Source organism: Streptomyces sp. NPDC030820 (assembly GCF_055572075.1).
The window spans coordinates 288957-315664 of sequence record NZ_JBVIEB010000005.1 but is presented as its reverse complement, the minus strand read 5'-3'; the positions used below and the strand labels follow the sequence as shown (position 1 = coordinate 315664).

25 protein-coding genes are annotated in these 26708 nt (G+C 72.5%); 10 read left to right on the top strand and 15 right to left on the bottom strand.

Annotated elements, in window-relative coordinates:
• Window positions 1-5: 5 nt before the first annotated feature.
• Window positions 6-1655 carry a protein kinase domain-containing protein gene (locus ACZ418_RS16430; protein ID WP_468362815.1) on the bottom strand — a complete coding sequence of 550 codons (1650 nt, stop codon included), beginning with the start codon at window positions 1653-1655 and terminating at the stop codon, window positions 6-8.
• Between the two features lie 343 nt (window positions 1656-1998).
• Between ACZ418_RS16430 and ACZ418_RS16425 the strand changes: the two genes are divergently transcribed.
• Window positions 1999-3642: a Stk1 family PASTA domain-containing Ser/Thr kinase gene (locus tag ACZ418_RS16425; protein ID WP_468362813.1), complete on the top strand. Its 1644-nt coding sequence runs from the start codon at window positions 1999-2001 to the stop codon at window positions 3640-3642.
• Window positions 3643-3818: 176 nt separating this feature from the next.
• Here the strand turns inward: ACZ418_RS16425 and ACZ418_RS16420 are convergent, their stop codons facing one another.
• Entirely contained in the window at window positions 3819-4364 is a 546-nt protein-coding gene (locus ACZ418_RS16420; protein WP_468362811.1) for a bacterial proteasome activator family protein, read from the bottom strand.
• A gap of 174 nt (window positions 4365-4538) precedes the next feature.
• Here ACZ418_RS16420 and ACZ418_RS16415 point away from each other — a divergent pair, with 174 nt between their 5' ends.
• Window positions 4539-5318: a hypothetical protein gene (locus ACZ418_RS16415; RefSeq protein WP_468362809.1), complete on the top strand. Its 780-nt coding sequence runs from the start codon at window positions 4539-4541 to the stop codon at window positions 5316-5318.
• A 78-nt stretch (window positions 5319-5396) separates the two neighbouring features.
• Here the strand turns inward: ACZ418_RS16415 and ACZ418_RS16410 are convergent, their stop codons facing one another.
• The 6 genes from ACZ418_RS16410 to pdhA form a co-directional block, all read right to left on the bottom strand.
• Window positions 5397-6377, bottom strand: coding sequence for an NAD(P)H-quinone oxidoreductase (locus tag ACZ418_RS16410; RefSeq protein WP_468362807.1), 981 nt, complete (start codon window positions 6375-6377; stop codon window positions 5397-5399).
• A 159-nt stretch (window positions 6378-6536) separates the two neighbouring features.
• Window positions 6537-7886, bottom strand: a complete 1350-nt coding sequence (locus tag ACZ418_RS16405; RefSeq protein ID WP_468362805.1) for a molybdopterin molybdotransferase MoeA — start codon at window positions 7884-7886, stop codon at window positions 6537-6539.
• A complete protein-coding gene (locus tag ACZ418_RS16400; protein WP_468362803.1) occupies window positions 7883-8791 on the bottom strand; it encodes an NTP transferase domain-containing protein in 909 nt (302 codons plus the stop codon). Before ACZ418_RS16400 ends, ACZ418_RS16405 begins: the two co-directional genes overlap by 4 nt.
• Window positions 8792-8860: 69 nt before the next feature.
• Window positions 8861-10306, bottom strand: a complete 1446-nt coding sequence (locus ACZ418_RS16395) for a dihydrolipoamide acetyltransferase family protein (protein WP_468362801.1) — start codon at window positions 10304-10306, stop codon at window positions 8861-8863.
• Window positions 10306-11310, bottom strand: a complete 1005-nt coding sequence (locus tag ACZ418_RS16390; protein ID WP_468362799.1) for an alpha-ketoacid dehydrogenase subunit beta — start codon at window positions 11308-11310, stop codon at window positions 10306-10308. The genes ACZ418_RS16395 and ACZ418_RS16390 overlap by 1 nt, the downstream gene beginning before the upstream one ends.
• Complete coding sequence (gene pdhA / locus ACZ418_RS16385) at window positions 11307-12461, bottom strand: pyruvate dehydrogenase (acetyl-transferring) E1 component subunit alpha (protein ID WP_468362797.1); 1155 nt, start codon at window positions 12459-12461, stop codon at window positions 11307-11309. Before pdhA ends, ACZ418_RS16390 begins: the two co-directional genes overlap by 4 nt.
• 175 nt (window positions 12462-12636) lie before the next feature.
• Between pdhA and ACZ418_RS16380 the strand changes: the two genes are divergently transcribed.
• Window positions 12637-13170, top strand: coding sequence for an Lrp/AsnC family transcriptional regulator (locus ACZ418_RS16380; RefSeq protein WP_468362795.1), 534 nt, complete (start codon window positions 12637-12639; stop codon window positions 13168-13170).
• Window positions 13171-13207: 37 nt separating this feature from the next.
• Here the strand turns inward: ACZ418_RS16380 and ACZ418_RS16375 are convergent, their stop codons facing one another.
• On the bottom strand, window positions 13208-13795 hold the full coding sequence (locus ACZ418_RS16375; protein WP_468362793.1) for a TetR/AcrR family transcriptional regulator: 588 nt from the start codon (window positions 13793-13795) through the stop codon (window positions 13208-13210).
• Window positions 13792-15309 (bottom strand): 3-hydroxyacyl-CoA dehydrogenase, encoded by a 1518-nt coding sequence (locus ACZ418_RS16370; RefSeq protein WP_468362791.1) that lies wholly within the window; start codon window positions 15307-15309, stop codon window positions 13792-13794. The genes ACZ418_RS16375 and ACZ418_RS16370 overlap by 4 nt, the downstream gene beginning before the upstream one ends.
• A gap of 160 nt (window positions 15310-15469) precedes the next feature.
• Between ACZ418_RS16370 and paaN the strand changes: the two genes are divergently transcribed.
• The gene (paaN, locus tag ACZ418_RS16365; RefSeq protein ID WP_468362789.1) at window positions 15470-17161 is read left to right on the top strand and encodes a phenylacetic acid degradation protein PaaN; all 1692 of its coding nucleotides are present in this window, start codon (window positions 15470-15472) and stop codon (window positions 17159-17161) included.
• On the opposite strand, the gene ACZ418_RS16360 is transcribed toward paaN, so the two are convergent.
• The 3 genes from ACZ418_RS16360 to ACZ418_RS16350 are packed head-to-tail and all read right to left on the bottom strand — an operon-like array spanning window position 17158 to window position 20059.
• Window positions 17158-17913: a TrmH family RNA methyltransferase gene (locus tag ACZ418_RS16360; protein ID WP_468362787.1), complete on the bottom strand. Its 756-nt coding sequence runs from the start codon at window positions 17911-17913 to the stop codon at window positions 17158-17160. The two genes, paaN and ACZ418_RS16360, sit on opposite strands and share 4 nt — an antisense overlap.
• Window positions 17910-19133, bottom strand: a complete 1224-nt coding sequence (locus ACZ418_RS16355) for an HTTM domain-containing protein (RefSeq protein WP_468362785.1) — start codon at window positions 19131-19133, stop codon at window positions 17910-17912. The genes ACZ418_RS16360 and ACZ418_RS16355 overlap by 4 nt, the downstream gene beginning before the upstream one ends.
• Window positions 19130-20059: a DUF5819 family protein gene (locus ACZ418_RS16350; RefSeq protein ID WP_468362783.1), complete on the bottom strand. Its 930-nt coding sequence runs from the start codon at window positions 20057-20059 to the stop codon at window positions 19130-19132. Before ACZ418_RS16350 ends, ACZ418_RS16355 begins: the two co-directional genes overlap by 4 nt.
• A 367-nt stretch (window positions 20060-20426) precedes the next feature.
• On the opposite strand from ACZ418_RS16350, the gene paaA reads away from it, so the two are divergent.
• The 6 genes from paaA (at window position 20427) to ACZ418_RS16320 (ending at window position 25384) form a co-directional block, all read left to right on the top strand.
• Entirely contained in the window at window positions 20427-21467 is a 1041-nt protein-coding gene (gene paaA, locus ACZ418_RS16345; RefSeq protein WP_468362781.1) for a 1,2-phenylacetyl-CoA epoxidase subunit PaaA, read from the top strand.
• Window positions 21464-21751 (top strand): 1,2-phenylacetyl-CoA epoxidase subunit PaaB, encoded by a 288-nt coding sequence (paaB, locus tag ACZ418_RS16340; protein WP_190016117.1) that lies wholly within the window; start codon window positions 21464-21466, stop codon window positions 21749-21751. Before paaA ends, paaB begins: the two co-directional genes overlap by 4 nt.
• Complete coding sequence (gene paaC / locus ACZ418_RS16335) at window positions 21748-22479, top strand: 1,2-phenylacetyl-CoA epoxidase subunit PaaC (protein ID WP_468362779.1); 732 nt, start codon at window positions 21748-21750, stop codon at window positions 22477-22479. Before paaB ends, paaC begins: the two co-directional genes overlap by 4 nt.
• Window positions 22473-23000 (top strand): 1,2-phenylacetyl-CoA epoxidase subunit PaaD, encoded by a 528-nt coding sequence (paaD, locus tag ACZ418_RS16330; protein WP_468362777.1) that lies wholly within the window; start codon window positions 22473-22475, stop codon window positions 22998-23000. Before paaC ends, paaD begins: the two co-directional genes overlap by 7 nt.
• The gene (locus tag ACZ418_RS16325) at window positions 23000-24064 is read left to right on the top strand and encodes a 2Fe-2S iron-sulfur cluster-binding protein (protein ID WP_468362775.1); all 1065 of its coding nucleotides are present in this window, start codon (window positions 23000-23002) and stop codon (window positions 24062-24064) included. The genes paaD and ACZ418_RS16325 overlap by 1 nt, the downstream gene beginning before the upstream one ends.
• A 177-nt stretch (window positions 24065-24241) precedes the next feature.
• Complete coding sequence (locus tag ACZ418_RS16320) at window positions 24242-25384, top strand: acyl-CoA dehydrogenase family protein (RefSeq protein ID WP_468362773.1); 1143 nt, start codon at window positions 24242-24244, stop codon at window positions 25382-25384.
• Between the two features lie 31 nt (window positions 25385-25415).
• On the opposite strand, the gene ACZ418_RS16315 is transcribed toward ACZ418_RS16320, so the two are convergent.
• Both ACZ418_RS16315 and ACZ418_RS16310 read right to left on the bottom strand, forming a co-directional pair.
• On the bottom strand, window positions 25416-25745 hold the full coding sequence (locus ACZ418_RS16315) for a rhodanese-like domain-containing protein (protein ID WP_450981565.1): 330 nt from the start codon (window positions 25743-25745) through the stop codon (window positions 25416-25418).
• A gap of 69 nt (window positions 25746-25814) precedes the next feature.
• Window positions 25815-26621: a hypothetical protein gene (locus tag ACZ418_RS16310; protein WP_468362771.1), complete on the bottom strand. Its 807-nt coding sequence runs from the start codon at window positions 26619-26621 to the stop codon at window positions 25815-25817.
• Window positions 26622-26708 lie beyond the last annotated feature (87 nt).

Genomic DNA, 26708 nt, shown 5'->3' with positions numbered 1-26708 from the left:
GTCCTTCAACCGGTGGGAAGGCCCGTGCCACCGTCCGTCGTGGCGCCCGTGTCGGCGCCGCCGTTGGTGGTGCCGCTGTCCGTGCCGCCGTTCGTCGTACTGCCGTCCGTGCCGCCGCCCGTCGTACTGCCGTCCGTGCCGCCGCCCGTCGTACCGCTGTCGGTGCCGCCGTTCGAGGTGTCCGAGGACGGCGACGGGGAGGTCTGCGGGTCCGTGGGCTGGTCGGTCGGGTCCGTGGTCTGCGACTGAGACGTCTGCGGGTCCGACGGGGTGTAGCCGGAGCCGCCCGAACCCGAGTCCGAGCCGTTGTCGGTGGTGGTGTCCGAGGGCTGGTCGGTGGTGTCGTCCGACGGGGTCGGGGTGTCCGACTGGTCCTGCGTGGACTTCGAGTGCGTCGCCGGCGGCTTGGTGTCGCCGCCCGTTCCGGTGCCCGTGCCCGCACCCTTGACCGCCAGCGCGACGCCCGCCGCGATCGCGATGACCGCGAGGACGGCCAGGATCCACAGCTTGCCGCGGCCGCTGCCCTTGTTGCCGTGCCCCTCGAAGCCGCCGTCGTCGCCGCCTCCGTAGCCCTGCGGCAGGATCGGCTGGGGGATCTGCGCCGTCCCGGCGCCGAAGTCGCCCGGGTGCTGCATCGCGGTCGTCCCGGTGAAGCCGCCCGCCGGGGTGTGCCGGCCGTCGTGCGCCGCCACCGGGCCGGTGTTCCAGGTGCCGGTGTGCCCGCCCTGGTCGTACAGCATCTGCAGGCCGTACTGGACCAGGCCGCGCATCTCCTCGGCCGTCTGGAACCGGTCGTCCGGCTCCTTGGCGAGCGAGCGCATGACCAGGCCGTCCAGCTCCGGCGGGCAGCCGTCGGAGACCTCCGAGGGCGGGGTCGGGATGTCCTGGACGTGCTGGTAGACCACCGACAGCGGGGTCTCACCGGTGAACGGCGGCCGCAGCGCGAGCAGTTCGTACAGCAGGCAGCCGGTCGCGTACAGGTCGGAGCGGTGGTCCACGGCCTTGCCGAGCGCCTGCTCCGGGGAGAGGTACTGCGGCGTGCCCATGACCATGCCGGTCTGTGTCATCGTTGTCGAAGCGCCGTGCAGGGCGCGCGCGATGCCGAAGTCCATCACCTTGACGGCACCGCTGTTCGTGATGATCACGTTGGCGGGCTTGATGTCGCGGTGCACGATGCCGTGCTGATGCGAGTAGGCGAGCGCGTCCAGCACCCCGGAGACGATGATCAAGGCCTGCTCGGGTCCCGGCGCCTCGGCGTTCAGCAGCAGATCGCGGATGGTGCGGCCCTCGACCAGCTCCATCACGATGTAGGGCACGGACTGGCCGCCGACGAAGTCCTCGCCGGAGTCGTACACGGCGACGATCGCGTGGTGGTTGAGACCGGCGACGGACTGTGCCTCACGCGTGAAGCGGGCCTTGGAGACCGGGTCCTCGGCCAGGTCCGCGCGGAGCAGCTTCACCGCGACGGTACGGCCGAGACGGACGTCCTCCGCCGCGAACACCTCGGCCATGCCGCCCCGGCCCAGCCGGTGCGTCAGCCGGTACCGGCCGTCGCCGACGAGCCCGCCGTTGCCCCATGTCTCCGGCGCGTCCGACATGCCGCCGCCACTCGCCTCGGGGTCGGACGGGCCCTGGGCGCGCTGCGTCTGTGCCATCAGTCCTCGCCGTCGTTTCTGCCCGCGGTGCGCGCGGTGTTGTCACGGTCTCCGTCGGCCACGCTACAGCCTCGGCGTGGGCCACCGGTTCGGAACCGGAAGGGGACCGGGCCGGAGCCTGACCGGCCATGAAACCTGTAGCACGCGCTGTCGTGCAAATTCTGTGTCCCGGTGGTAGGCCCCCTGTAACGCTTGCGCGACGCTTCTTTCGCGTACGGTCACGGAACGGGCACCGAGCTTGACGTGTCAGTGCCCTGGGGCAGACTTGGCCGGGAATGACACATTCGATCAAGGCCCGTGCGATGAGCGAAGGCGCCGGACGGCCAGTGGGGGACACGGAGAGATGAGCCAGGACGGCGCACACGGCCGGTACACGGGGCAGTCCCTGGCCGCCGGCCGCTACCAGCTGCGGGACCTGCTCGGCGAGGGCGGCATGGCCTCGGTGCACCTGGCGTACGACGCCGTGCTCGACCGCCAGGTCGCGATCAAGACCCTCCACACGGAACTCGGCCGGGAGCAGGCTTTCCGCGAGCGCTTTCGCCGCGAGGCCCAGGCCGTGGCGAAGCTCACGCACACCAACATCGTGTCGGTCTTCGACACCGGCGAGGACGATCTCGGCGGTATGACGACTCCGTACATCGTCATGGAGTACGTCGAGGGCCGCCCGCTGGGCTCGGTCCTGGAGCAGGACATCCGGCAGTACGGCGCGATGCCCGCCGACAAGGCGCTGAAGGTCACCGCGGACGTGCTGGCCGCGCTGGAGATCAGCCATGAGATGGGGCTGGTCCACCGCGACATCAAGCCGGGCAATGTGATGGTGACCAAGCGCGGCGTGGTCAAGGTCATGGACTTCGGCATCGCCCGCGCCATGCAGTCCGGTGTGACGTCGATGACGCAGACCGGCATGGTCGTCGGCACCCCGCAGTACTTGTCGCCCGAGCAGGCCCTCGGCCGTGGCGTGGACGCCCGTTCCGACCTGTACTCGGTCGGCATCATGCTGTTCCAGCTGGTCACCGGGCGGCTGCCGTTCGACGCGGACTCTCCGCTCGCGATCGCGTACGCGCATGTGCAGGAGGAGCCGGTCGCGCCCTCCTCGATCAATCGTTCGCTGCCGCCCGCGGTGGACGCGCTGATCGCCCGCGCGCTGAAGAAGAACCCGAACGAGCGTTTCCCGACCGCCGAGGCCATGCGCGACGAGTGCCTGCGCGTCGCCGCGTCCTTCCAGGCGGCCGCGCCGAGCATCGTGCCGGGCGCCGGGCCGACGCAGAGCGGCGCGGGCGTCGGCTCCGCGGTGTTCCCGCCGGTCGACCGGACCGCCCAGCCGGCCCCCGGCCCGGTCCAGACGCCGTACCAGCCGGGCCCGTACGGCGCTCCGCAGACGCCGGCCCCGGCCTACGGCTATCCGCAGCAAGGACAGCCGGGCGGCTACCAGACGCCGCCTTCGATGGGGTACGGCCCGCAGGCCGCGCCGACCCCGCCGCCGTACGCCGTCTCGCCGCAGACGGCCGCGCAGCCGTCCGCTCCGGGCCCCGGCGGCGGCAAGAGCAACAAGCCGGTGATCATCGGCTCGGTCGCGGTGTCGCTCGTCGCAGTCGTCGCCCTGATCATCGCGCTGACGCTGAACAACAGCGGCGGTGACGACAAGGGCGGGAGCGGCGGTGCGAGCGCCTCGGCGTCCGCCTCCCACCAGGCGGGCTACCGCGGGCCGGACCGGACCCGGGTGATCGACAAGACCAAGTGCACGGACCCGACGGAGTCCTATGACGACACGAACAAGGTGCAGCTGCCCGACTTCCGGTACAAGGACATCAACTCGGTGAAGGCGTGCTTCCAGGCCGCGAAATGGCAGTACAAGGTCAAGCCCGAGGCCGACAACACCTGGGGCGACGGCACCGTGCTGGACCAGTTCCCCGCCGCGGGCACGGACATCGACCCGAAGAACCCGGGCACCATCGAGCTGGGCGTCTCGACGGGCAATCCCAGCTGAGGACGGGCAATCCCAGCTGAGAACGCCGCGAGTTCCGCGGGTCCGCTCAACCCGGACTGCTGACAGGCTTCTCGCACAAGGGTCGGGCCCGGCACTTTCCGTGCCGGGCCCCGGTCGTTTCAGGTACAGACTGGGTCGTTACGTGCGGCCTGGATCGTTCCGTACCGCCTGGGTCGTTACAGGTACGGGCCGCCGGCCCGGCCGCCCGCGCGCGGGTCGTCGCCGCCCTCGTGTCCCGTCACCCCGGGCGGAAGCGCGCGGCGCATCTGCTCCAACTGGGCCCGCGCGGCCATCTGCTGGGCGAACAGCGTCGTCTGGATCCCGTGGAAGAGGCCTTCCAGCCAGCCCACCAACTGCGCCTGTGCGATGCGCAGTTCCGCGTCGCTCGGGGTGGCGTCGTCGGTGAACGGCAGGGAGAGCCGCTCGAGTTCCTCGACCAGCTCCGGCGCGAGGCCGTCCTCCAGCTCCTTCACCGAGCTGGCGTGGATCTCCTTCAGCCGCACCCGGCTCGCCTCGTCCAGAGGAGCCGCGCGCACCTCCTCCAGGAGCTGCTTGATCATGCTGCCGATCCGCATGACCTTGGCCGGCTGTTCCACCTGCTCCGTCACCGGGGTCTCGCGGGACTCGATGTCCCCGTTGCCGCCGCCGAGCGCCATTCCGTCCTGGCCTACGACGAGGATCTGAGGGTTTTCCGGCGACCGTTCGTTCCTCGGCATCTCCATGCCGCCATTCTCTCGCACCCGTATACCTCATCACCGTGGTGCCCCCTCTTGGGGCTGATCCACCGTTTAGACCCGACGGCCCATCATGAAATGCCCTGATTGCCCTTGAATGTGAGGCTTATCTCCGTCGGTCAACCATCGATCAGGACATCCGGGCTCCGGGAGGTCACCGACGTGACTCCATGGCTGCGCACCACACGCCGCTGCATACGGCTGCTTCTCGTCCTCGCGGTGGCCCTGCCCGCGTACGACACGCTCACCGAGCATGCCACGACGGCGTACACCACCGGCCCCGCCCCGAGAAGCTCCACCACCCCAGGGCCCCCGGACCAGCCGACTCCCTACGACGCGGACCACCCTGCACACGCGGGCCGCCCCGGACACGCGGGCCGCCCCGGACACTCGGCGCACGGCGGGCGTGAACCCATGGACCGTGTCACCCCAGAGCCCCAGGACTCCACCGGCCCCGACAACGGCCGGATTCCCGGTCACGGTTACGGTCAGAGTGGTTCCCCGGCTGCCCGGCCCTCGCCCGTCTCCCCCATATCCGCTGTACCCCCCATACCCTCCGACTCCGCCTCCGCCTCGTACCGTCCGACGGTCGTCGAGCCGACCCGTGCGGGCAGCCGGGCCGGGGAGGGGCGGATGCGGCCGGGTCGGCCGGACGGCCCCGCGGCAGAGGTGGAGGGCGACGACGACCCGGTCCCCACCCAGGCTCCGGGCACCGGCCGGGCGGAGGATCCGGAGACCGCGCAGCTCCCGACCGCGACGCCGACGGCCTCTACGGTCCCCGACGAGGCGGGCCTCGACCACCCCCCGCCCCGGAACGCCGCCCCCCAGCACGAGAACACCTCGGGGCCGGTCCTCCAGATACTGCCGCTGGGCACCGGCCTGGTGCTCATAGGCCTGGGCCTGGCCCTGGCCCTTCTGGGCCTTCGACTCCGCAGAGACTGACCGGCCCGGCCGCAGCCGACCGCATCGCCGAACCGACACCCAGCGCTGCAGCCCGCCGGCGTCATGACCTCCCCGGCGTTACGCCGTCACCAGCAGCACCTTTCCCACATGCCCGCTGGCCTCCACCACTCGATGCGCCTCGGCCGCCTCCGCCATCGGCACCTCCCGATCCACCACCGGCCGCACATGCCCCCCGGCCAGCAACGGCCACACATGCTCCCGCACAGCGGCCACGATCGCCGCCTTCTCGCTCAGCGGACGCGCCCGCAGGGAGGTCGCACTGATCGCGGCCCGCTTGCTCAGCAGTGTGCCGATGTTCAGCTCCCCCTTCACCCCGCCCTGCATGCCGATGATCGCGAGCCGCCCACTGACGGCAAGCGCCTGGACATTGCGGTCCAGATACTTCGCGCCCATGTTGTCGAGGATGACGTCGGCCCCCGCACCCCCGGTGGCCTGCTCGATCTCGGCGACGAAGTCCTGCTCGCGGTAGTTGATGAGAATGTCCGCGCCCAGCTCGGCACACCGCTCCAGCTTCTCCTTCGTACCGGCCGTCACCGCGACCTTGGCCCCGACGGCCTTGGCGAGCTGGATCGCCATGGTGCCGATACCGCTGGACCCGCCATGCACGAGCAGCGTCTCACCGGGCCGCAGATGGGCGACCATGAACACGTTGGACCAGACCGTGCAGACGACCTCGGGCAGAGCGGCCGCCCGCTTGAGGTCGACCCCCTCGGGGACGGGCAGCAACTGCCCGGCCGGTACGACGACCTTCTCGGCGTATCCGCCGCCCGACAGCAGCGCGCACACCTCGTCGCCGACGGCCCAGCCGGACACTCCGGATCCGAGCGCGGCGATCCTGCCGGAGCACTCCAGGCCGGGGTAGGGGGAGGCACCGGGCGGCGGGTTGTAGAAGCCCTGCCGCTGCAGGATGTCGGCTCGGTTGACGGCGCTGGCCACCACCTCGACCAGCACCTCGCCCTCGCCGGGCACCGGATCGGGGACCTCCGCCCACACCAGCGCCTCGGGACCACCAGGTTCGGGAATCGTGATCGCATGCATGCCCGTGACGCTACTCCTCGGGGATGAGGTCTCCGGGGCAGACCCGCTCGCTCGGAGACGTCCGAGACCTCGCGTCAGTCGCGGGCCGGGAGCCGGGAGCCCGAGGTGGCCCGGACCCCGGACCCGCCTGACGGGTGATGGCGCCATGGCCTGGACGTTTCACGTGAAACACACCTCGATTCCCGCGCTCGCCCACGGCAGATCCAGGATTTCCGTCTCCTCACCCTGGCGTGCTCCGCCGGGCGGTACGACGGCCAGCGCATCGGCGGCGGCGATGCCGCGGAGCATGGCAGGACCGTTGTAGTGCAGCGGTACGGCACGGTCGCCGCGCAGCACCACGGGGATCAGCCGGGTGTCGTACGGATGCCCCTGGACCGCCTCGCCGAGCGGCAGCGAGTACCGCTCGGGGGCCGGGTGGGCAGCCAGCGTGCGCAGCAGGGGCTCGGCGAGCGTGAGCAGGCCGGAGACGGCCGCGAGGGGGTTGCCGGGCAGGCCGACGAGGTGCTGGGTGTCCTTGGTGCGGGCGAGCAGCATCGGATGGCCGGGGCGCACCTTGACACCGTCGACGAGGAGTTCGGCGCCGATGCGTTCCAGGATGGGGTGGACGTGGTCGACGGGTCCGCCCGCGGTGCCGCCTGTGGTGACGATGAGGTCGGCCGTGGATCCGGTGACGGCCCCGTGCAGGGCCTTGGCGTCGTCGCCGATCCGGCGCACCGCGACGACCTCGGCACCGAGCGCGCGCAGCCATGGCGGCAGCATGGGGCCCAGCGCGTCCCGGATCAGCCCGTCGCGCGGCAGTCCTTCAGTCAGCAGTTCGTCGCCGAGCACGAGGACTTCGGCACGGGGGCGCGGTACGGCGGTGACGGTGTCGTATCCGGCGGCCGCGGCGAGCCCCAGGACGGCGGGGGTGACCCGGGTGCCGACCGGCAGCAACTGGTCGCCGCTGCGGCACTCCTGGGCGCGCGGGCGGATGTCCTGGCCGTGCACGATCTCGCGCGTGGCGTGGAGCCGCCCCTGCGCGTCGGTACGGCCGTGCTCGCTGCGCAGGACGGCGGTGGTGTCGGCCGGGATGCGGGCACCGGTGGCGATCCGGACCGCCTCGCCGTCGGTGAGCGGCTCGGGCTGGGCGTGCCCGGCGAGCACGCCCTCGTCCCGTACGTCCCACGGTCCGGGCCCGGCGACCGCCCAGCCGTCCATCGCGGAGGTGTCGAAGGAGGGCAGGTCGGTGAGCGCGTCGAGCGGGGCGGCCAGGACCAGGCCGAGGGCGTCGCCGAGCGGCATGGAGACGGGGGCGCGGCGGGTCCGGGCGCGGGCGGCACGGGCGGCGATCTCGCGGGCCCGGGCCCACGGGGTGGCCCGGTGCCGCTCGCCGTGCGCTTCAGGTGCCGGAGCGGGCACCTGGCCCGCGCTGTCGTCCTTGGCTTCCCTCACGAGGGCCAGGGCCTCCTCGACGTCGAGGTCGTCGCTGTCCTCGGCGGGCGCTCCGGCCCGGGTTCCGGGGGCGGTCATCCGGCGTCCGGGGCGTTCGGGCCCCCGCTGTTCTCTTTCCCGCCCCCGCTGTTCTCTTCCTCCCAGCGCAGGGCGAGCGCGGCCGCCTTGCGGGCGGCCTCGGCGACCGCGTCGGGGCCGCCCTTGCCCTGGGCCGCGGCGTAGCCGACGAGGAAGGTGGTCAACGGGGCGGCGGGCCGGGCCACGCCGTGCGCGGCGTCACGGGCCAGGTCGAGCAGCACGCCGGTGTCGACGTCCAGGTCGATGCCCAGCTCGTCCTTGACTGCGGAGATCCATTCATCCAACACGTGCCCATGCTCCCTGATGCGTGCCCTGGCGTTGACGAGGTCGTCCCAGGTGTCGCAGTCGAAGGACGCGAGCGGGTCCGGGACGCGGGTGAGGCTGAGGGCGCCGGTCAGCCGACGCAGGGGCAGTCCGGTCAGGCCGTCGGGTCCGGCCGCGAGGGCGGTCAGTTCACGGCGGAGCGCGGTGGTGCGGTAGGCGGCCGCGAGCGGCTGGTCGCGGCCGTCGGCGTCGGTGAGCAGCGCGCCGTCGGCGCCGGTGTCGCCGAGAGCGGTCAACAGGCGTTGCAGCGTCGCCGGCCGGAGGAAGGGCAGGTCGGCCGAGAGGACGACCGCGTGCTCGGCGGTGGTGTGCCGCAGGCCGGCTTCCAGCGCCGCGACCGGTCCGGCGCCCGGCGGCTCCTCGCGCGCCCAGCGCACCGGCCGCGCGGTGGGCCGCCGGTCGGCCACCACGACGGTCGTCCCGGCGCCCGCGCAGGCCGCGAGCACCCGGTCGAGCAGCGCCCGGCCTCCGACCCGCAGACCGGGCTTGTCGGCCCCGCCGAGCCGCCGGGCGGCGCCGCCGGCCAGCACGACGGCGTCGTACGGCGGCGTCCCGGGAGCGGCGGGGGCGTTGTCGGTCACCCCCCGAGTATGTCCCGAGGTGCGCCGGACGTGTCTTTCGCGGGGCCCTTCTTCCGGGCCCCGCGTGCGTCACAGGGTGCGCAGGAGCACCGCCGGCTGTTCCACGCAGTCCGCCACGTACCGCAGGAAGCCGCCCGCCGTGCCGCCGTCGCACACCCGGTGGTCGAAGGTGAGCGAGAGCTGCACGACCTGACGCACGGCCAGCTCGCCTTCGTGCACCCAGGGCTTGGGGACGATCCGGCCGACGCCGAGCATGGCCGCCTCGGGGTGGTTGATGATCGGCGTGGAGCCGTCGACGCCGAAGACGCCGTAGTTGTTCAACGTGAAGGTCCCGCCGGTGAGTTCCCCGGGCGTGAGCGTCCCGGTGCGGGCGGCCTCGGTGAGCCGGGCGAACTCTGCGGTCAGTGCCTCGGCGTCGCGCGCGTGGGCGTCCCGGACGACCGGCACGACGAGCCCCCGTTCGGTCTGCGCGGCGAACCCGAGGTGGACCTGGTCGAGCTGGACGATCTCGCGGGCCTCGGTGTCGACGTAGGAGTTCAGCTCGGGGAACCGGGCGAGCGCGGCCGTGCAGATGCGGGCGAGCAGCGCGAGCAGGGAGATCTTCGGTCCGCCGGCCGCGTTCATCGCGGCACGCGCGCGCATGAGTTCGGTCGCGTCGGCGTCGACCCAGCAGGTGGCGTCCGGGATCTCCCGGCGGCTGCGGGAGAGCTTGTCGGCGACGGCACCGCGCACGCCCTTGAGGGGGATGCGGGTGCCCCCGGCGCGCGTGGCCGAGGCGGCGGGTGCCGACGGGGTCGCGGCGCGGACCGGTTCCTGCACTGCGGGCGCCGGCATGGCCTTGGCCCGCAGGGCGCCCTCGACGTCCGCGCGCAGGATCAGTCCGTCCGGGCCCGAGCCCGCCAGCTGCCGCAGGTCCACACCGCCCTCGCGGGCCAGCCGGCGGACCAGGGGAGAGATCACGGGCACCGGGCCCTCGGCGTGGAACGCGTCCACGCGCGTGTGGGCCGCTCCGGTGGGCGCCGTGCCGTTGGAGGCGGCCGGTCCGTCCGGTCGCGCCGCCCCGAAGGCCGCGGCCGGGCTCTGCCGCGCGTCCGGGCCCGTGCCGGAGGGCGCGCTCGTGGTCCGTGCGCCGTCCGCACCGGTGTTGCCGGTCGCGGCACCCGTCACCAGCGGAGTCGGCCGGACCCTGCGGCGCCGGGCCGGGGCTTCCGAGGTGCCGTATCCGACCAGGACGTTGCCCGACCCCTCGGCGTCCCCCGCCGGGGCCTGCGGTCCCACCGCCACGGTCAACAGGGGTGCGCCGACGGGCAGTTCGGTGCCCTCCTCGCCGAAGCGGGCGGTGACGACACCGCCGTACGGGCAGGGCACCTCGACCATCGCCTTGGCCGTCTCGACCTCGACGACCGGCTGGTCGACGGCGACGACGTCACCGACCTGGACCAGCCAGCGGACGATCTCCGCCTCGGTGAGTCCCTCGCCGAGGTCGGGGAGCTTGAACTCCAGCACCTGTGCCATCAGCCCTCGGCCTCCCACTGCAGCCTGGCCACGGCGTCCAGGATGCGGTCGACGCCGGGCAGGTGGTGCCGTTCCAGCATGGGCGGCGGGTAGGGGATGTCGAAGCCGGCGACGCGCAGCACCGGCGCCTCCAGGTGGTGGAAGCAGCGCTCGGTGATCCGGGCCGCGATCTCACCGCCCGGCCCGCCGAACCCGGTGGACTCGTGGACGACGACCGCGCGTCCGGTGCGGCGTACGGCCGCGCAGACCGTCTCGTCGTCGAACGGCACCAGCGAGCGCAGGTCGATCACCTCCAGGTCCCAGCCCTCGGCCTGGGCGGCCTCGGCGGCCTCCAGGCAGACCGGCAGGGAGGGGCCGTAGGTGATCAGCGTGGCGCTGCGGCCCGGCCGGCGCACCACCGCGCGGCCGATGGGCTCCACGTCCGTGGGGTCCTCGGGGTTCCAGGAGTCCTTCGACCAGTACAGCCGCTTGGGCTCCAGGAAGACGACCGGGTCGTCGGAGGCGATGGCCTGGCGCAGCAGGCCGTAGGCGTCGGCGACGGTCGCGGGCGTGACCACGTGCAGTCCCGGCGTGGCGATGTAGTAGGCCTCGGAGGAGTCGCTGTGGTGCTCGACGCCGCCGATGCCGCCGCCGTAGGGGACGCGGACGGTGATGGGCAGGGGCATCCGGCCGCGCGTGCGGTTGCGCATCCGGGAGACATGGCTGATGAGCTGCTCGAACGCCGGGTAGGCGAAGGCGTCGAACTGCATCTCCACCACCGGGCGCAGGCCGTACATGGCCATGCCGACGGCGGTGCCGAGGATGCCGGCCTCGGCGAGCGGGGTGTCGGTGCAGCGGTCCTCGCCGAACTCCTTGGCGAGGCCGTCGGTGACCCGGAAGACTCCGCCGAGGGTGCCGACGTCCTCGCCCATGACGTGCACGGCCGGGTCGGCGGCCATCGCGTCGCGCATCGCGCGCGTGAGGGCCTGCGCCATGGTGGCGGGCTTGACGGCGACGGTGGTCATCGGACGCCGCCTTCCTGCTCGCCGTGCCGCTCCTGCTCGGCTTCCAGCTCGGCCCGCAGCAGGGCTCGCTGTTCGCGCAGTTGGGCGGTGGTCTCGGCGTAGACGTGGTCGAAGAGGGCCATGGGGTCCAGTTCGGGGTCGCGGTTCATGCGTTCACGCAGCGAGGCGGCCATCGCCTCGGCATCCTTCCGGGCGGCCTCGATGCCGGCCTCGTCGAGCAGCCCGCGCTCGGTCAGCTCGTGCTCCAGCAGCTCGATCGGGTCGTGGGCCCGCCAGGCCTCGACCTCGGCGTCGCCGCGGTAGCGGGTGGCGTCGTCGGCGTTGGTGTGAGCCTCGATCCGGTAGGTCACCGCTTCCACGAGGGTCGGGCCGCCACCTGCGCGCGCGTGCCGTACGGCGTCGCTGAGGACCTCGTGCACGGCCGCCGCGTCGTTGCCGTCGACCAGCCGGCCCGGCATGCCGTATCCGACGGCCTTGTGGGCCAGGGAGGGCGCGGCGGTCTGCTTGGCGAGCGGGACGGAGATGGCGAAGCCGTTGTTCTGCACGAGGAAGACGACCGGCGCCTGCCAGACGGCGGCGAAGTTCAGGGCCTCGTGGAAGTCGCCCTCGCTGGTGCCGCCGTCGCCGACCATGGCGAGCGCGACGACGTCGTCGCCCTTGAGGCGGGCGGCGTGCGCCAGGCCGACGGCGTGTGGCAGCTGGGTGGCCAGCGGGGTGCTGAGCGGGGCGACCCGGTGGGCGTAGGGGTCGTAGCCGCTGTGCCAGTCGCCGCGCAGCAGGGTGAGGGCCTCGACGGGGTCCACGCCCCGGGCGACGACGGCGAGGGTGTCGCGGTAGCTGGGAAAGAGCCAGTCGCGCTCTGCCAGGGCCAGGGCTGCGGCGACCTCGCAGGCCTCCTGGCCGGTGCTGGAGGGGTAGACGGCGAGGCGGCCCTGCTTGGTGAGCGCGGTGGCCTGCGTGTTGTAGCGGCGGCCGCGCACCAGCTGGGCGTAGAGCCGGCGCAGCAGGTCCGGGTCGGCCTTGGCGACCGCCTCGGTGCCGAGGACGCGGTAGGGCTCGGCGTCGGGCAGCAGCGGCGCGGGGTCCATACGGGGCTGCCAGGCGGGCGGCGGCGATGGCCGGTACGCGCCCCGCTGCTCCATGACCGTCATGACGGCACCTCCTCGTGGGAGCGGCTACGGGAGGCGCGTCGGCTGTGAGGCGCCTCACCAACCGATTGTTCGGTCGTTGGCACATTTTGGCTACAGGCACCTTCAGGCTGTGGACAAACGGTTCTCCACAGCCTGCAATGAACGCAGGACGTCCACGGCGAGGGAGCGGGGGGCAATGGCATCTGAACAAATGGCCGACGGACCGCAGGACGGCACCGTGCTCCCACCCCCGCGCCCGCTGGACGGCACCCCGCTGCCGCCGCCGCGCCCGCTCGACGCCATCGATCAGGACATCCTGAAAATCCTCCAGGCGGACGGCCGTGCCTCGATACGGTCCGTGGCCGAACGCGTCCACGTCTCGCGCGCCAACGCCTACGCGCGCATCAACCGGCTCGTCGAGGACGGCGTGATCCGGGGTTTCAGCGCGCGGGTGGACCACGAGCGGGCGGGGCACGGCACCTCGGCGTACATCACCCTGAAGATCGTCCAGAACACCTGGCGCACGGTCCGCGAGCAGCTCAGGCAGCTGCCCGGTGCCTCCCACATCGCGCTCGTGGGCGGTGACTTCGACGTGCTGCTGCTGGTGCACACGCCCGACAACCGGGCGCTGCGCGAGCTGGTGCTCACCCGGCTCCAGGCGATCCCCGAGGTGCTCAGCACCCGCACGCTGCTGGTGTTCGAGGAGGAGGACCTGGAGCCGGAGGCGTGACGAAAGGCGTGCCGCGGCGTGAGCGGGGAAGCCGGGGTCAGCTCTGCTTGAGGCCCGCGAAGACCAGCCGGACCACCGCGTCGGCCACCTCGCGTTCGCCGACACCGCGCGGGTCCGGCCGGTACCACTCCACGATCGAGTTGATCATTCCGAAGACCAGCCGGGTGGCCAGCCGGACCTCGACGTCGCCGCGTACGTCCCCGTCGGCCGCCGCGGCCTTCAGCAGTTCCGCCACCCGGTGGTCGAAGTCGCGCCGCCGCTCCAGCGCCCACCGCTCGGTGGCGGTGTTGCCGCGCACCCTCAGCAGCAGCGTCACGTACGGCAGCTCGCCTATGAGCACCTCGACCATGCGCCGTACGACGTGCTCCAGCCGGTCGACGGACCGCCCCACACGCGCGTGCTCCTCGTCCAGGATGGCGAACAGACCGTCCAGGGCGCGGCTGACGGCCCGCCGCAGCAGCTCCTCCTTGCCGCTGACGTGGTGGTAGATCGACGACTTGGAGATGCCGGCCGCCTTGGACAGGTGCTCCATGGAGGTGCCGTCGTATCCGCGCTCGTTGAACACCTGGACGGCCACGGAGAGCAGCGTCTCGGGCGTGTACGTGTCGCGTTTGGCCGTGGTCATGAGGTGCCCTCCCGCTTGTCGTCGATGGCGTACGCGTGGCGGTAGAGCGCGAGGGAGGGCGCGTAGCGTCCAGAAGGGTCGCGCTCGTGCATCTCGTCCAGGACGTCGAAGGCGAACTCACGCCCGAGCCTGCGGTCCCACTCGAAGGGACCGAGCGGGTAGTTCACCCCGAGGCGCATGGCCGTGTCGATGTCCTCCTCGGTGGCGACACCCTTGGCGACGGCGTCGTGGGCGAGGTCGATGATCCGGGCGACCGTGCGCGCGACGATCATGCCGGGGACGTCGCCGATGACGCTGACGTCCTTGCCGAGGGCCTGGAAGAGGCCGGTGGCCTCGGCGAGGGTGCGCGGCGAGGTGTCCTGGGAGGTGGACAGCGCGACGCGGGTGGCGGTGCGGTAGTCGAGGGCGAGGTCGAAGTAGACGACGTCGCGGAACTCCACGGAGGTCTGGCCGTCGGCGAGCACCAGCTGGCCGCCGCCGGGCAGCACCAGGCGGGTGCCGTTGTCCTCGTCCTCCTCGCGGACCTGGATGCCCGCCTCGCGGATCAGCGTGAGCAGCTCGGTCGCCGGGCCGAGGCCGCCCTCGGCGACGACGTAGGTGGGCGGCTGCTCCTTGTCGGCGGTGTGCGGCTCGGGGCGCTCGGCGCCCTCGGCATGGTCGTACCAGCCGTGCCCGGTCTTGCGGCCGAGGCGGCCGGACTCCACCAGCCGGCGCTGGGCGAGGGACGGGGTGAAGCGCACGTCCTGGAAGAAGGACTGCCACACCGAGTGGGTGACGGACTCGTTGACGTCCTGCCCGATCAGGTCGGTCAGCTCGAAGGCGCCCATCCTGAAGCCGCCGGACTCGCGCAGGATCGCGTCGATGGTGGCCGGGTCGGCGGCCTGGGCCTCGTAGACCGCGAAGGCCTCGGCGTAGAACGGCCGGGCGATGCGGTTGACGATGAAGCCCGGGGTGTCGGCACAGGCCACCGGGGTCTTGCCCCAGGCGCGGGCGGTCTCGTACGCGCGCGTGGCCGACGTGACGTCGGTGGCGAACCCGGAGACGACCTCGACCAGCGGCATGAGCGGGGCCGGATTGAAGAAGTGCAGGCCCACGAAGCGGCCGGGCTGGCGCAGGGCGCCGCCGATGGCCGTCACCGACAGCGAGGAGGTGTTGGTGGCGAGCAGGCAGTCCTCGGCGACGATGTCCTCCAGCTCGCCGAAGAGCTGCTGCTTGACGTCCAGCCGCTCCAGGGCGGCCTCGACGACCAGGGCGCAGTCCGCCAGCTCCGCGAGGTTTTCCACAGGCAGCAGGCGGGCGCGGGCCGCGTCCCGGTCGGCGGCCCCGAGCCTGCCCTTGTCCACGAGCCGGTCGAGGCGGGCGCCGATCCCCGCTGCCGCGTCCCGGGCACGCCCGGCGACGGCGTCGTACAGCCGCACGGGGTGGCCGGCGACCAGAGCGACCTGGGCGATGCCCTGGCCCATGGTGCCGGTGCCGACGACGGCCACGGGGCTGCTGAGGTCGAGTGCTGTCATGTCCGCGATCCTCCCGCACGGCGTTTTCCACAGATGCGGCAGGCCCCCTTGTCCCGACCGATCGTTCGGTTACTCTAGCTCTGACCGCCCGATCCCGCTGCTCTTCCTGCCAGGTCAATGAACTCGACGAAGAGTTCTCCACACGAGGAGTTGGTCCCGCATGGCCGCCGAACTGACCACCCACGAGCTCATCGCGAAGCACCGGCCCACCCTGGACCAGGCACTGGAAGCGATCCGCACGCGCGCGTACTGGTCCCCGCACCCCGAGCATCCCAAGGCCTACGGCGAGAACGGCAGCCTGGACGCGGCGGCGGGCAAGGCCGCCTTCGACGCCCTGCTGAACACCCGCCTCGACCTCGGCCAGCCCGGCACCGACGACTGGGTGGGCGGCGAGGTCTCGCCGTACGGCATCGAGCTGGGCGTCAGCTACCCGCACGCGGACGTGGACGCGTTGATCCCCGCGATGCAGGCCGGGCAGCGGGCCTGGCGGGACGCGGGCGCGGAGACCCGGGCACTGGTGTGCCTGGAGATCCTCAAGCGGATCAGCGACCGGACGCACGAGTTCGCGCACGCGGTCATGCACACCAGCGGCCAGGCCTTCATGATGGCGTTCCAGGCCGGCGGCCCGCACGCCCAGGACCGCGGCCTGGAAGCGGTGGCGTACGCGTACGCGGAGCAGGTCCGCACGCCCGAGACCGCCGAGTGGACCAAGCCCCAGGGCAAGCGCGACCCGCTGGCCCTCACCAAGCAGTTCACCCCGGTGCCGCGCGGCCTCGCCCTGCTCATCGGCTGCAACACCTTCCCGACGTGGAACGGCTACCCGGGCCTGTTCGCCTCTCTCGCCACCGGCAACGCGGTCCTGGTCAAGCCCCACCCGCGCGCGGTCCTTCCGCTCGCGCTCACCGTGCAGGTCGCGCGCCAGGTGCTCTCCGAGACGGGCTTCGACCCGAACCTGGTGGCGCTGGCCGCCGAGCGCCCCGGCGAGGGCATCGCCAAGTCCCTCGCCACCCGCCCCGAGGTCCGGATCATCGACTACACCGGGTCGACGTCCTTCGGTGACTGGCTGGAGGCCAACGCCCGCCAGGCGCAGGTCTACACCGAGAAGGCCGGCGTCAACACGGTGATCGTGCACTCCACCGGCGACTACAAGGGCATGCTGTCCAACCTGGCGTTCTCGCTGTCCCTGTACAGCGGCCAGATGTGCACCACCCCGCAGAACCTGCTGATCCCCCGGGACGGCATCCGCACCGAGGAGGGCACCAAGACCTTCGACGAGGTCACCGCCGACCTCGCCCGCGCGGTCGACGGCCTCCTCGGTGACGACGCCCGCGCGAACGCCCTGCTGGGCGCGATCGTCAACCCGGACGTCAAGGCCCGTCTGGAGGCCGCCGCCGGCCTCGGCGAAGTGGCTCTGGCCTCCCGGGAGATCAGCAATCCGGACTTCCCGGGCGCGGTCGTGCGCACCCCCGTCATCGTCAAGCTGGACGGCGCCAAGCCGGACGACGAGGCCGCCTACATGAGCGAGTGCTTCGGCCCCGTCTCCTTCGCCGTCGCGGTCGACTCGGCGGACGACGCGGTGGAGCTGCTGCGCCGCACGGTCCGCGACAAGGGCGCGATGACGGTCGGCGCCTACACCACCGACAGCGAGGTGGAGCAGGCCGTCGAGGAGGTGTGCCTGGAGGAGGCGGCCCAGCTGTCGCTCAACCTGACCGGCGGGGTGTACGTGAACCAGACCGCAGCGTTCTCCGACTTCCACGGCTCGGGCGGCAACCCGGCGGCGAACGCCGCGCTGTGCGACGGCGCTTTCGTCGCCAACCGGTTCCGGGTCGTCGAGGTGCGCCGGGAAGCCTAGGAACCCGGAAGCGCGCCCCCGGTCGCGCTCCAGTGGTACAGCGTCATCGCCACGCTGGTGGCGAGGTTGTAGCTGGAGACCTGGGGGCGCATCGGCAGCCGCAGCAGATGGTCGGCACGCGCGCGTAGCTGCGCCGACAGTCCGCTGCGTTCCGAGCCGAAGGCGAGGACGGCGTCGTCCGGGAGCTTCACGCCCCGGATGTCGTCGCCCTCGGGGTCCAGTGCGAACACCGGCCCCGGGGGCAGCTCGTCGACGCCCAGCCGCTCCACGGCCGTCGCGAAGTGCAGGCCAGCGCCACCGCGCACCACCGTGGGATGCCAGGGGTCGAGGGTGCCCGTGGTGACCACACCGGTCGCCCCGAAGCCGGCGGCCAGCCGGATCACGGCGCCGACGTTGCCCAGGTTGCGCGGGTTGTCCAGGACCACGACGGGCGCGGTGCGGGGCGTGTGGGTGAGCCTGCTCAGGTTGGCCTCGCGGGACGGCCGTAGGGCGAGCGCGGCCACGCCGGTCGGGTGGGGCCGCGGGACGAGCGAGCCGTACGCCTCCGTGGGCACCTCGGTGAGCAGCGCGTCGAGCGCGTCCCGTACGTCCGCGGCCAGCTCCGCGGCGAGGGCGAGCGCGGCCCGCCGGTCGGTGGTGACCGCCACCGGGACCTCGGCCCCGAAGCGCAGCGCGTGCTTGAGGGCGTGGAAGCCGTCGAGCAGCACGGCGTCATCGGCGTGCTCGCGCCAGCGGGTCAGCGGATCGGTCATGCCGTGAACCCTACGCGGCCCTTCGGGCTCTCCTCGGGGCTGCCTTCGGGGGAGCGGGGCGCGGGCACCGTAGGGTCGTCACGCCGGACGAGCGGCCCACGCGCGCGTGCGACCAGCGCGCCGAGCCGGCGCAGGAACGGCGTCGGCAGGAAGACCGCGTCCGCGGTGATCATCGCCAGCGAGAAGAAAGGCAGGCCGAGCACGACCGCGATCACCGCGTGCTCGGTCATCATCAGCACCAGCAGGACGTTCTTGACCCGCCGGTTGAACAGGGTGAACGGGAAGGCGACCTGCACCATGACCGTGCCGTAGGCCACGATCATCATGATCGTGCCGCTGGAGGACATCAGATCGGCGAGTCCGGGCCAGGGCGAGAAGTAGTCCAGGTGGAGCGGGTAGTAGACGGCGGTGCCGTCCTGCCAGCGCGAGCCCTGGATCTTGTACCAGCCGGCCGTCGCATAGATCAGGCAGGCCTCCGCCATGATCACGCACAGGGCGCCGTTGTGCAGGACGTTGGCGACGACGTCCAGCAGGATCCGCGGCTGCGGCGACTTCGCCCAGCGGCCGACGGCCCACCACACACCGAGCACCGCCCAGGCGGTCCACAGCAGCGCGGGAATCAGCCAGCCGTTGTCGAACCGGCCGGTGAACGTCGCCATGAGCAGCGCCAGGCCGGACACCGCCCACAGCGCCGGGCCCACCGGGTCCGCGGAGACCCGCTCCCCACGCGCGCGTGCCGCCCCGACGCACGCCGCCCGCCGCGCATCCAGGGACCACACCTGCCCGCAGCGTGTGAACACGAGGTAGATGGACATCAGATGCAGGACGTTGTCGCCGCCGTCGCCCACGAAGACGCTGCGGTTCTGCAGCGACAGCACGCCCACCATGAACAGCACGGACGCGGTCCGGGTGCGCCAGCCGAGCAGCAGCGCCGCACTGGCGAGGATCGCCAGCAGGTAGCAGCACTCGAACCACAGCTGCCCGTCGGACCACAGCAGGGCCGAGAAGGCCTGGTTGTCGGCGGTCAGCTCCTTGGCGAGGTTCCAGCCCCAGGGTCCGGCCGGGCCGTACAGCTCCTGACGGTGCGGGAACTCGCGCAGCAGGAACAGCAGCCAGGTCCCGGCGAACCCGATGCGTATGACGGCGCTCTGGTACGGCCCGAGAGCCGACTCGGTGACCTTGGCGACACCGCGCGAGAGGGTCAGGGAGAGCCGGTTCACCGCACACCTCCCGCTGCCTCGTCGGCCGTCACGGTCCACCAGGGCAGCACGCGGTAGACGGGTTTGTCGGACACGCGCTCATGGCTCCACTCGGGTGGCTGCACATTGGTGGTGCTGGAACGGATCTGCACGCGCTGTATGACGCCGTCGCGGTCGGCCGGATAGGTCCGGTACAGGCGCATCACCACGATCCGGCGCAGGTACTGCTCGGAGAGGGCGCCGCGCATGCGCACGGGGCGGTTGTCGGCGCTGTGCGTGGCGGTGTAGAAGTCCCAGGCGCGGCGCACCTCGTTCTGCTGGGTGTGGCTCGGCACCGGATTGCCGTCGATCGCGGCGCCGTCCTGGGCGGAGAGGTCGGTCCATCCGGTGGTGCGCAGCCCGCCGTCCTTGGCCCGCACCACGGCGCGCACCTGGACGGCGATGTTCTGCTGCAGCGGGTTGGGCGCGAACAGCTTCCAGTTCTGCTCGAACTCCGGATACACCCACTCGACGACGGCGTTGCCGTGCTGCTTGGTCACCGTGTTCGTGGGGGCGAGGCTGAGGAACACCATCAGCAGATGCACACCGGCGGCGACACCGACCACCGCGAGCGCCAGCGCCGCGGCGACCTGGTAGCCGGGGGAGAGGGCTGCCACGCCGGTACGGGGCGCGGCGGGCGGCACCGGACCGCCGGCCCCGAAGGCCCCAGCACCCTCACCACGGACGGCAGCCGCGCCCGCCCGCGCATCCATGTCCGTCCGCGGATCCACATCGGCCGAGGACTCCTCCTCGCCCCGCGCATCCATGTCGGCCGAGGACTCCGCGTCAGCCCGGGAATCCACGCCTGCCCGGGAATCCACGCCGGTCGGGGAAGGCTCCGGGAGACGCGCCCGGGCCGGCCCGCCGGGGTCGGGTCGGGCCCCCGGGTCCTCGTCGTACGCGTCCATTCCGCCCCGTCCCCCGTTTCGGCTCGGTCGTTCGGTTCAGTGGCCCGGCTCAGTGGTCCACCTCGGTGATGCGGCGCCCGCCACGAGCGCCCCACTTCTCACGTTCGCCACTCTCGGCGTCAGCACGGAACGGTACTCAGCCCCGGCCGCCGGGCGCAGCCCCGGGTACGCGCCACGGCCGTGGTCCTCGCCACGCGAACGGCCCGGCACCTGCCCTACCCGCGCTTCCGCACGTTGTCCACAGGCTGCCCGCCGGGGTTTTCCACAGCGGTTGACACCCACGTCGGCCCGGCACACCATTGATGCGCACGGACCGAACGATCGGTCGGGACAGCCCCACCGCAGAGCCCGAGGTCAGGGGGACCGCATGGCCACAGCAGCCGCGCAGCGCACGGCCCGCACAGAGGCGGACGGCGCACCGGACACCGCCGACACGGCGGCCTTCCAGCACGCCTTCGACGCGGCCGTGGCCGCCGACGAACGCATCGAACCGCGCGACTGGATGCCCGACGCCTACCGCGCCACCCTGGTCCGGCAGATCGCCCAGCACGCGCACTCCGAGATCATCGGCATGCAGCCGGAGGCCAACTGGATCACCCGCGCGCCCTCCCTGCGCCGCAAGGCGATCCTTATGGCCAAGGTCCAGGACGAGGCCGGCCACGGCCTTTACCTCTACAGCGCGGCCGAGACCCTCGGCACCAGCCGCGACGAGCTGCTCGGCAAGCTGCACAGCGGCCGCCAGAAGTACTCCTCGATCTTCAACTACCCGACCCTGACCTGGGCCGACGTCGGCGCCATCGGCTGGCTCGTGGACGGCGCCGCGATCACCAACCAGGTCCCACTGTGCCGCTGCTCCTACGGCCCGTACGCCCGCGCGATGGTGCGGATCTGCAAGGAGGAGTCCTTCCACCAGCGCCAGGGCTACGAACTGCTGCTGGCCCTCAGCAAGGGCACACCCGAACAGCACGCGATGGCTCAGGACGCCGTCAACCGCTGGTGGTGGCCCTCGCTGATGATGTTCGGCCCGCCCGACGACGAGTCCCAGCACTCCGCGCAGTCGATGGAGTGGAAGATCAAGCGCCACTCCAACGACGAGCTGCGCCAGCGCTTCGTCGACATCTGCGTCCCCCAGGCCGAGTCCCTGGACCTCACCCTCCCCGACCCGGACCTGCGGTGGAACGAGGAACGCGGGCACTACGACTTCGGCCCGATCGACTGGACCGAGTTCTGGGAGGTCCTCAAGGGCAACGGCCCGTGCAACGAACAGCGGATCACCCAGCGCAGGCGCGCCCACGACGAGGGCGCATGGGTGCGGGAAGCGGCCGCCGCCTACGCGGCCAAGCACACCGGCGGCACCGGTGAGACAGGCAACGACACAGCACACGCGACAGGAGCGGAGCGAGCATGAGCACCACCGACTGGCCCCTGTGGGAGGTCTTCGTGCGCTCCCGGCGCGGCCTCTCCCACACCCACGCCGGCAGCCTGCACGCCCCCGACGCGGAGCTGGCCCTGCGCAACGCCCGCGACCTGTACACCCGCCGCGGCGAGGGAGTCTCCATCTGGGTCGTCCCGGCCACCGCGATCACCGCGTCCTCACCGGACGAGAAGGACCCCTTCTTCGAACCCGCCGCCGACAAGCCCTACCGGCACCCGACCTTCTACGAGATCCCGGAAGGGGTGAAGCACCTGTGACCGCCACCGGCCCCGCCACCGTCCCGGTGACCGCCGCCCTCGCCCTCGGCGACGACGCCCTGGTGCTCTCCCACCGGCTGGGCGAGTGGGCAGGGCACGCCCCCGTCCTGGAGGAGGAGGTCGCCCTCGCCAACATCGCCCTCGACCTGCTTGGCCAGGCCCGGATACTGCTGTCCATGGCCGGCGACGAGGACGAACTGGCCTACCTGCGCGAGGAGCGGGCCTTCCGCAACCTCCAGCTGGTCGAGCAGCCGAACGGCGACTTCGCCCACACGATCGCCCGCCAGCTGTACTTCTCCACCTACCAGCACCTGCTCTACGCCGAACTGGCCGCGAACGACGGACCGTTCGCCTCCCTCGCCGCGAAGGCCGTCAAGGAGGTCGCCTACCACCGCGACCACGCCGAGCAGTGGACCCTCCGCCTCGGCGACGGCACGGAGACCAGCCACGAGCGGATGCGCCGCGCCTGCCAGGCCCTGTGGAAGCTCACCGGTGAGATGTTCCAGCCGGTGGAGGGCCTCGACGCCGACTGGACCCGCCTGGACGAGCGCTGGCAGCAGTCCGTCCAGGACGTCCTCGGCCGGGCCACACTCCCCCTCCCCGAGGGACCGCGCACCGGCGCCTGGTCGGCCGGCGCCGGCCGTCAGGGCCTGCACACCGAACCCTTCGGGCGGATGCTCGCCGAGATGCAGCATCTGCACCGCAGCCACCCGGGGGCGACATGGTGACCGCCACCGCCCTGGAGACGGAACTGCTGGAGCTGGCCGGCTCGGTGCCCGACCCCGAACTGCCGGTACTCACGCTCCAGGAGCTGGGCGTGGTGCGCGCGGTGCGTCTCCATGGCCCCGGCACGGTCGAGGTCGACCTGACCCCCACCTACACCGGCTGCCCCGCCATCGAGGCGATGAGCGTGGACATCGAACGGGTGCTGCGCGCCCACGGCATGCACGAGGTCACGGTCCGCACGGTACTCAGCCCCGCCTGGACCACCGACGACATCAGCCCCGAAGGGCGCCGCAAACTCCGGGAGTTCGGCATCGCTCCCCCGCGGGTACGCAGCTCCCCCGGCCCGGTGCCGCTGACCCTCGGACCGACGCGCACAGCCTCGGCGGAATCCGAGCCCGTCCGCTGCCCGCACTGCGGCTCCGCCGACACCGAGCTGCTCAGCAGGTTCTCCTCCACCGCGTGCAAGGCACTGCGCCGCTGCCTCGCCTGCCGTGAACCCTTCGACCACTTCAAGGAGTTGTGATGGCGCGCTTCCACCCGCTCCCGGTGGCCGAGGTCGACCGGATCACCGACGACTCCGTCGCCCTGACCTTCACCGTCCCGCCCGAACTGCGCGAGGAGTACCGGCACGCACCCGGCCAGCACCTGGCGCTGCGCCGACAGGTCGACGGCACCGAGATACGGCGCACCTACTCGATCTGCTCCCCCGCGCCCGACCCGGCCGGCCCGGGCCCCGGCACCCTGCGGGTGGGCGTGCGGCTGGTGGAGGGCGGAGCCTTCTCCGCCTACGCGCTGAAGGAGATCAACGTCGGCGACGTGCTGGAGGTGATGACCCCGGCCGGCCGCTTCACCCTGGAACCGGCGCCGGGGCTGTATGCGGCGGTCGTCGGCGGCAGCGGCATCACGCCCGTGCTGTCCATCGTCTCCACGCTGCTGGCCCGCGAGCCGGCGGCCCGGTTCTGCCTGATACGCAGCGACCGCACGGCCGCCTCGACGATGTTCCTGGAGGAGGTCGCCGACCTGAAGGACCGCTATCCGGAGCGGCTTCAGCTGGTGACCGTGCTCTCCCGCGAGGAGCAGCAGGCGGGTCTGCCGTCCGGCCGGCTCGACCGCGAGCGGCTCACCGCGCTGCTGCCCGCGCTGCTGCCGGTGAGTGAGGTCGCGGGCTGGTTCCTGTGCGGGCCGTACGGTCTGGTGCGGGGCGCCGAGCAGGCGCTGCGCGAGCTGGGCGTGGACCGCTCCCGCATCCACCAGGAGATCTTCCACGTGGACGCGGGCTCGCCCACGGCCGCCGCCGCCCAGGCACCCGCGCACAGCACGGTCACCGCCCGGCTCGACGGACGCGGCGGCACCTGGCCGGTGTGCGACGGCGAGACGCTGCTGGAAGCGGTCCTGCGCAACCGCCCCGACGCGCCCTACGCCTGCAAGGGCGGCGTGTGCGGGACGTGCCGTGCCTTCCTGGTCTCCGGCGAGGTCCGCATGGACCGCAACTTCGCCTTGGAGACGGAGGAGACGGAAGCCGGCTATGTACTGGCCTGTCAGTCGCATCCGCTGACAGAACAGGTGGAGCTGGACTTCGACCGCTGAGGGGTGCGCGGGCCGACTCGGCGGGGCCAATTCGGCCGGGGGGTGGGGAGGAGGGAGGGGGGAGGGGGAGGGGCCCCAGGAACACCGAAGACTCGGTGCCATTCCCTTCTCCTAGAACCTGTTCTATCTTGACGCCCCGTCAGACAACCGACACCGACCCCGTCGGAAGGACAGGCCGTGGACTTCACCTTCACCGAGGAGCAGCGGGCGGCGGCCGAGGCGGCGCGCGGGGTGTTCGCCGGCGTGGTACCGGACGCGGTGCCCAGCCCGGCGCTCAGAACCGGTGCCGTGGCCGAGGGCTTCGACCGGGAGCTGTGGTCCCGGCTGGCCGCGGCGGACCTGCTGAGCCTGCTGCTCGACGAGGCGCACGGCGGTTCCGGTCTGGACGCGATCGCGCTGTGTCTGGTGCTGCGGGAGTCCGCCAAGGTGCTCGCCCGGGTGCCGTTGCTGGAGCACAGCGCGGCGGCAGCCGCCGTACAGGCCTATGGCGGCGCGGAGTTGGCGGACCGCCTGCTCGCGCGGGCCGGACGGGGCGAGCTGGTGCTGACCGTCGCGGCGAACGGCCGCAGTGGTCACGACCCGGCCGAACTGGCCGTCGGCGCACGGCGGGACGGTCCGGTCTGGGTGCTGGGCGGGATGCAGACGGCGGTGCCGTGGGTGTACGACGCGGACCTCGTCGTCGTACCGGCGCACCTCGAGGACACGGCTGCCGAGCGGACCGTGCTCGCGCTGGTAGCGCGCGAGCAGGACGGGGTGGTGCTCGCCGAGCAGGTGTCCACCAGTGGGGAGCGGCTGGCCGAGCTGCGGCTCACGTCCGTGCGGATCGACGCGGACGACGTCATCGAGGCCGACGGCGCCTGGGAGTGGCTGTACGCGCTGCTCGCCACCGGAAGCTGCGCGCTGGCGCTCGGGCTGGGCGAGCGGGTGCTGGCGATGACCGCCGAGTACACGGGAAAGCGGGAGCAGTTCGGGTATCCGCTCGCGACCTTCCAGGCGGTGGCCGTGCAGGCCGCGGACCGGTACATCGATCTGCGCGCCATGGAGGCCACCCTCTGGCAGGCCGCCTGGCGGATCGCCTCGGGGGCGCCGGGGGCGCTCCCCGCCGCCGGGGATGTCGCGGTCGCGAAGATCTGGGCGGCGGAGGGGGTGCGCCGGGTGGTGCAGACGGCACAGCATCTGCACGGCGGGTTCGGCGCCGACACCGACTATCCGCTGCACCGCTATCACGCCTGGGCCAAGCACCTGGAGCTGGCGCTCGGCCCGGCGGCGGCGCACGAGGAGAGGCTCGGGGACCTGCTGGCCGCCCATCCGCTGGGCTGACCGCGCGGCCCCCGGGGCCGCAGGCAAGCGGCTACAGCACGAAGCCGGGCCGGCCGTCGTCGGTGATCACCGGGCGGCCCGCGGCCTGCCAGACCTGCATGCCGCCGTCGACGTTCACCGCGTCGATGCCCTGCTGGACCAGGTACATGGTGACCTGCGCCGAACGGCCGCCGGAGCGGCAGATGACGTGGACACGGCCGTCCTGCGGGGCGGCCTCGGTCAGCTCGCCGTAGCGGGCCACGAACTCGCTGATGGGGATGTGCAGCGCCCCCTCGGCGTGGCCCGCCTGCCACTCGTCGTCTTCGCGGACGTCCAGCAGGAAGTCGCTGTCCTTGAGGTCCGTGACCTCGACCGTGGGCACACCAGCTCCGAAACTCATGCCCCCGACGCTACCCGAAGCTCCCCGAAGCCGGCCGGGCCGAGCCGCGGCTCAGCCCTGCTCCAGCAGGACCGCCAGTTCCGCTTCCCGCTGGGCGATGTCGGAGCGCAGCCTGGCGGCGATCTCCTCGAGCAGCCCGTCGGGGTCGTCGGGGGCGAGCCGGAGCATGCCGGCGATGGCGCCCTCCTCCAGTTCACGGGCGACGAGGGTGAGCAGTTCCTTGCGCTGGGCGAGCCATTCGAGGCGGGCGTACAGCTCCTCGGCCGGGCTCGGGCGCCGCTCGGGCGGCACCGGGCCGGCCGCCCACTCCTCGGCCAGCTCCTTCAGCAGCGTCTCGTCGCCACGGGCGTAGGCGGCGTTGACGCGGGTGATGAACTCCTCACGCCGCTGCCGCTCCTCTTCCTCCTGTGCCAGGTCGGGGTGCGCCTTGCGGGCCAGCTCGCGGTAGAGCTTGCGGGCCTGCTCGCTGGGCCGCACCCGCTCCGGAGGCCGTACGGCCTGGTCGGTCAGCATGGCGGCGGCCTCCGGGAAGAGGCCGTGGCCGTCCATCCAGCCGTGCAGCAGCTCTTCCACGCCGGGGATCGGCAGGATCCGCGCGCGGGCCTCCTCGGCGCGGCGGATGTCCTCCGGGTCGCCGGTGCGGGCGGCCCTGGCTTCGGCGATCTCGGCGTCCAGCACCTCGATGCGGGCGTAGAGCGGGCCGAGGCGCTGTTCGTGCAGCCGGGAGAAGTTCTCGACCTCGACGCGGAACGTCTCCACGGCGATCTCGTACTCGATCAACGCCTGCTCGGCGGCCCGTACGGCCTGTTCGAGCCGCTCCTCGGGGCGCGGGGACTGTTCGGCATCGGGGGTCGTCACGCGAACAGGGTAGGCGGTGGAGATGCGGCGGGGCGCCGTCGGGCTACCGGTGGTCTGCCGGGTGCGGGTCCGTAGTGTTCGCTCGCA

Coding starts and splice junctions, on each gene's coding strand:
- ACZ418_RS16430 (WP_468362815.1), bottom strand. CDS start 1,655: ATGGCACAGACGCAGCGCGCCCAGGGCCCGTCCGACCCCGAGGCGAGT.
- ACZ418_RS16425 (WP_468362813.1), top strand. CDS start 1,999: ATGAGCCAGGACGGCGCACACGGCCGGTACACGGGGCAGTCCCTGGCC.
- ACZ418_RS16420 (WP_468362811.1), bottom strand. CDS start 4,364: ATGGAGATGCCGAGGAACGAACGGTCGCCGGAAAACCCTCAGATCCTC.
- ACZ418_RS16410 (WP_468362807.1), bottom strand. CDS start 6,377: ATGCATGCGATCACGATTCCCGAACCTGGTGGTCCCGAGGCGCTGGTG.
- ACZ418_RS16405 (WP_468362805.1), bottom strand. CDS start 7,886: ATGACCGCCCCCGGAACCCGGGCCGGAGCGCCCGCCGAGGACAGCGAC.
- ACZ418_RS16395 (WP_468362801.1), bottom strand. CDS start 10,306: ATGGCACAGGTGCTGGAGTTCAAGCTCCCCGACCTCGGCGAGGGACTC.
- ACZ418_RS16390 (WP_468362799.1), bottom strand. CDS start 11,310: ATGACCACCGTCGCCGTCAAGCCCGCCACCATGGCGCAGGCCCTCACG.
- pdhA (WP_468362797.1), bottom strand. CDS start 12,461: ATGACGGTCATGGAGCAGCGGGGCGCGTACCGGCCATCGCCGCCGCCC.
- ACZ418_RS16380 (WP_468362795.1), top strand. CDS start 12,637: ATGGCATCTGAACAAATGGCCGACGGACCGCAGGACGGCACCGTGCTC.
- ACZ418_RS16375 (WP_468362793.1), bottom strand. CDS start 13,795: ATGACCACGGCCAAACGCGACACGTACACGCCCGAGACGCTGCTCTCC.
- ACZ418_RS16370 (WP_468362791.1), bottom strand. CDS start 15,309: ATGACAGCACTCGACCTCAGCAGCCCCGTGGCCGTCGTCGGCACCGGC.
- paaN (WP_468362789.1), top strand. CDS start 15,470: ATGGCCGCCGAACTGACCACCCACGAGCTCATCGCGAAGCACCGGCCC.
- ACZ418_RS16360 (WP_468362787.1), bottom strand. CDS start 17,913: ATGACCGATCCGCTGACCCGCTGGCGCGAGCACGCCGATGACGCCGTG.
- ACZ418_RS16350 (WP_468362783.1), bottom strand. CDS start 20,059: ATGGACGCGTACGACGAGGACCCGGGGGCCCGACCCGACCCCGGCGGG.
- paaA (WP_468362781.1), top strand. CDS start 20,427: ATGGCCACAGCAGCCGCGCAGCGCACGGCCCGCACAGAGGCGGACGGC.
- paaB (WP_190016117.1), top strand. CDS start 21,464: ATGAGCACCACCGACTGGCCCCTGTGGGAGGTCTTCGTGCGCTCCCGG.
- paaD (WP_468362777.1), top strand. CDS start 22,473: ATGGTGACCGCCACCGCCCTGGAGACGGAACTGCTGGAGCTGGCCGGC.
- ACZ418_RS16325 (WP_468362775.1), top strand. CDS start 23,000: ATGGCGCGCTTCCACCCGCTCCCGGTGGCCGAGGTCGACCGGATCACC.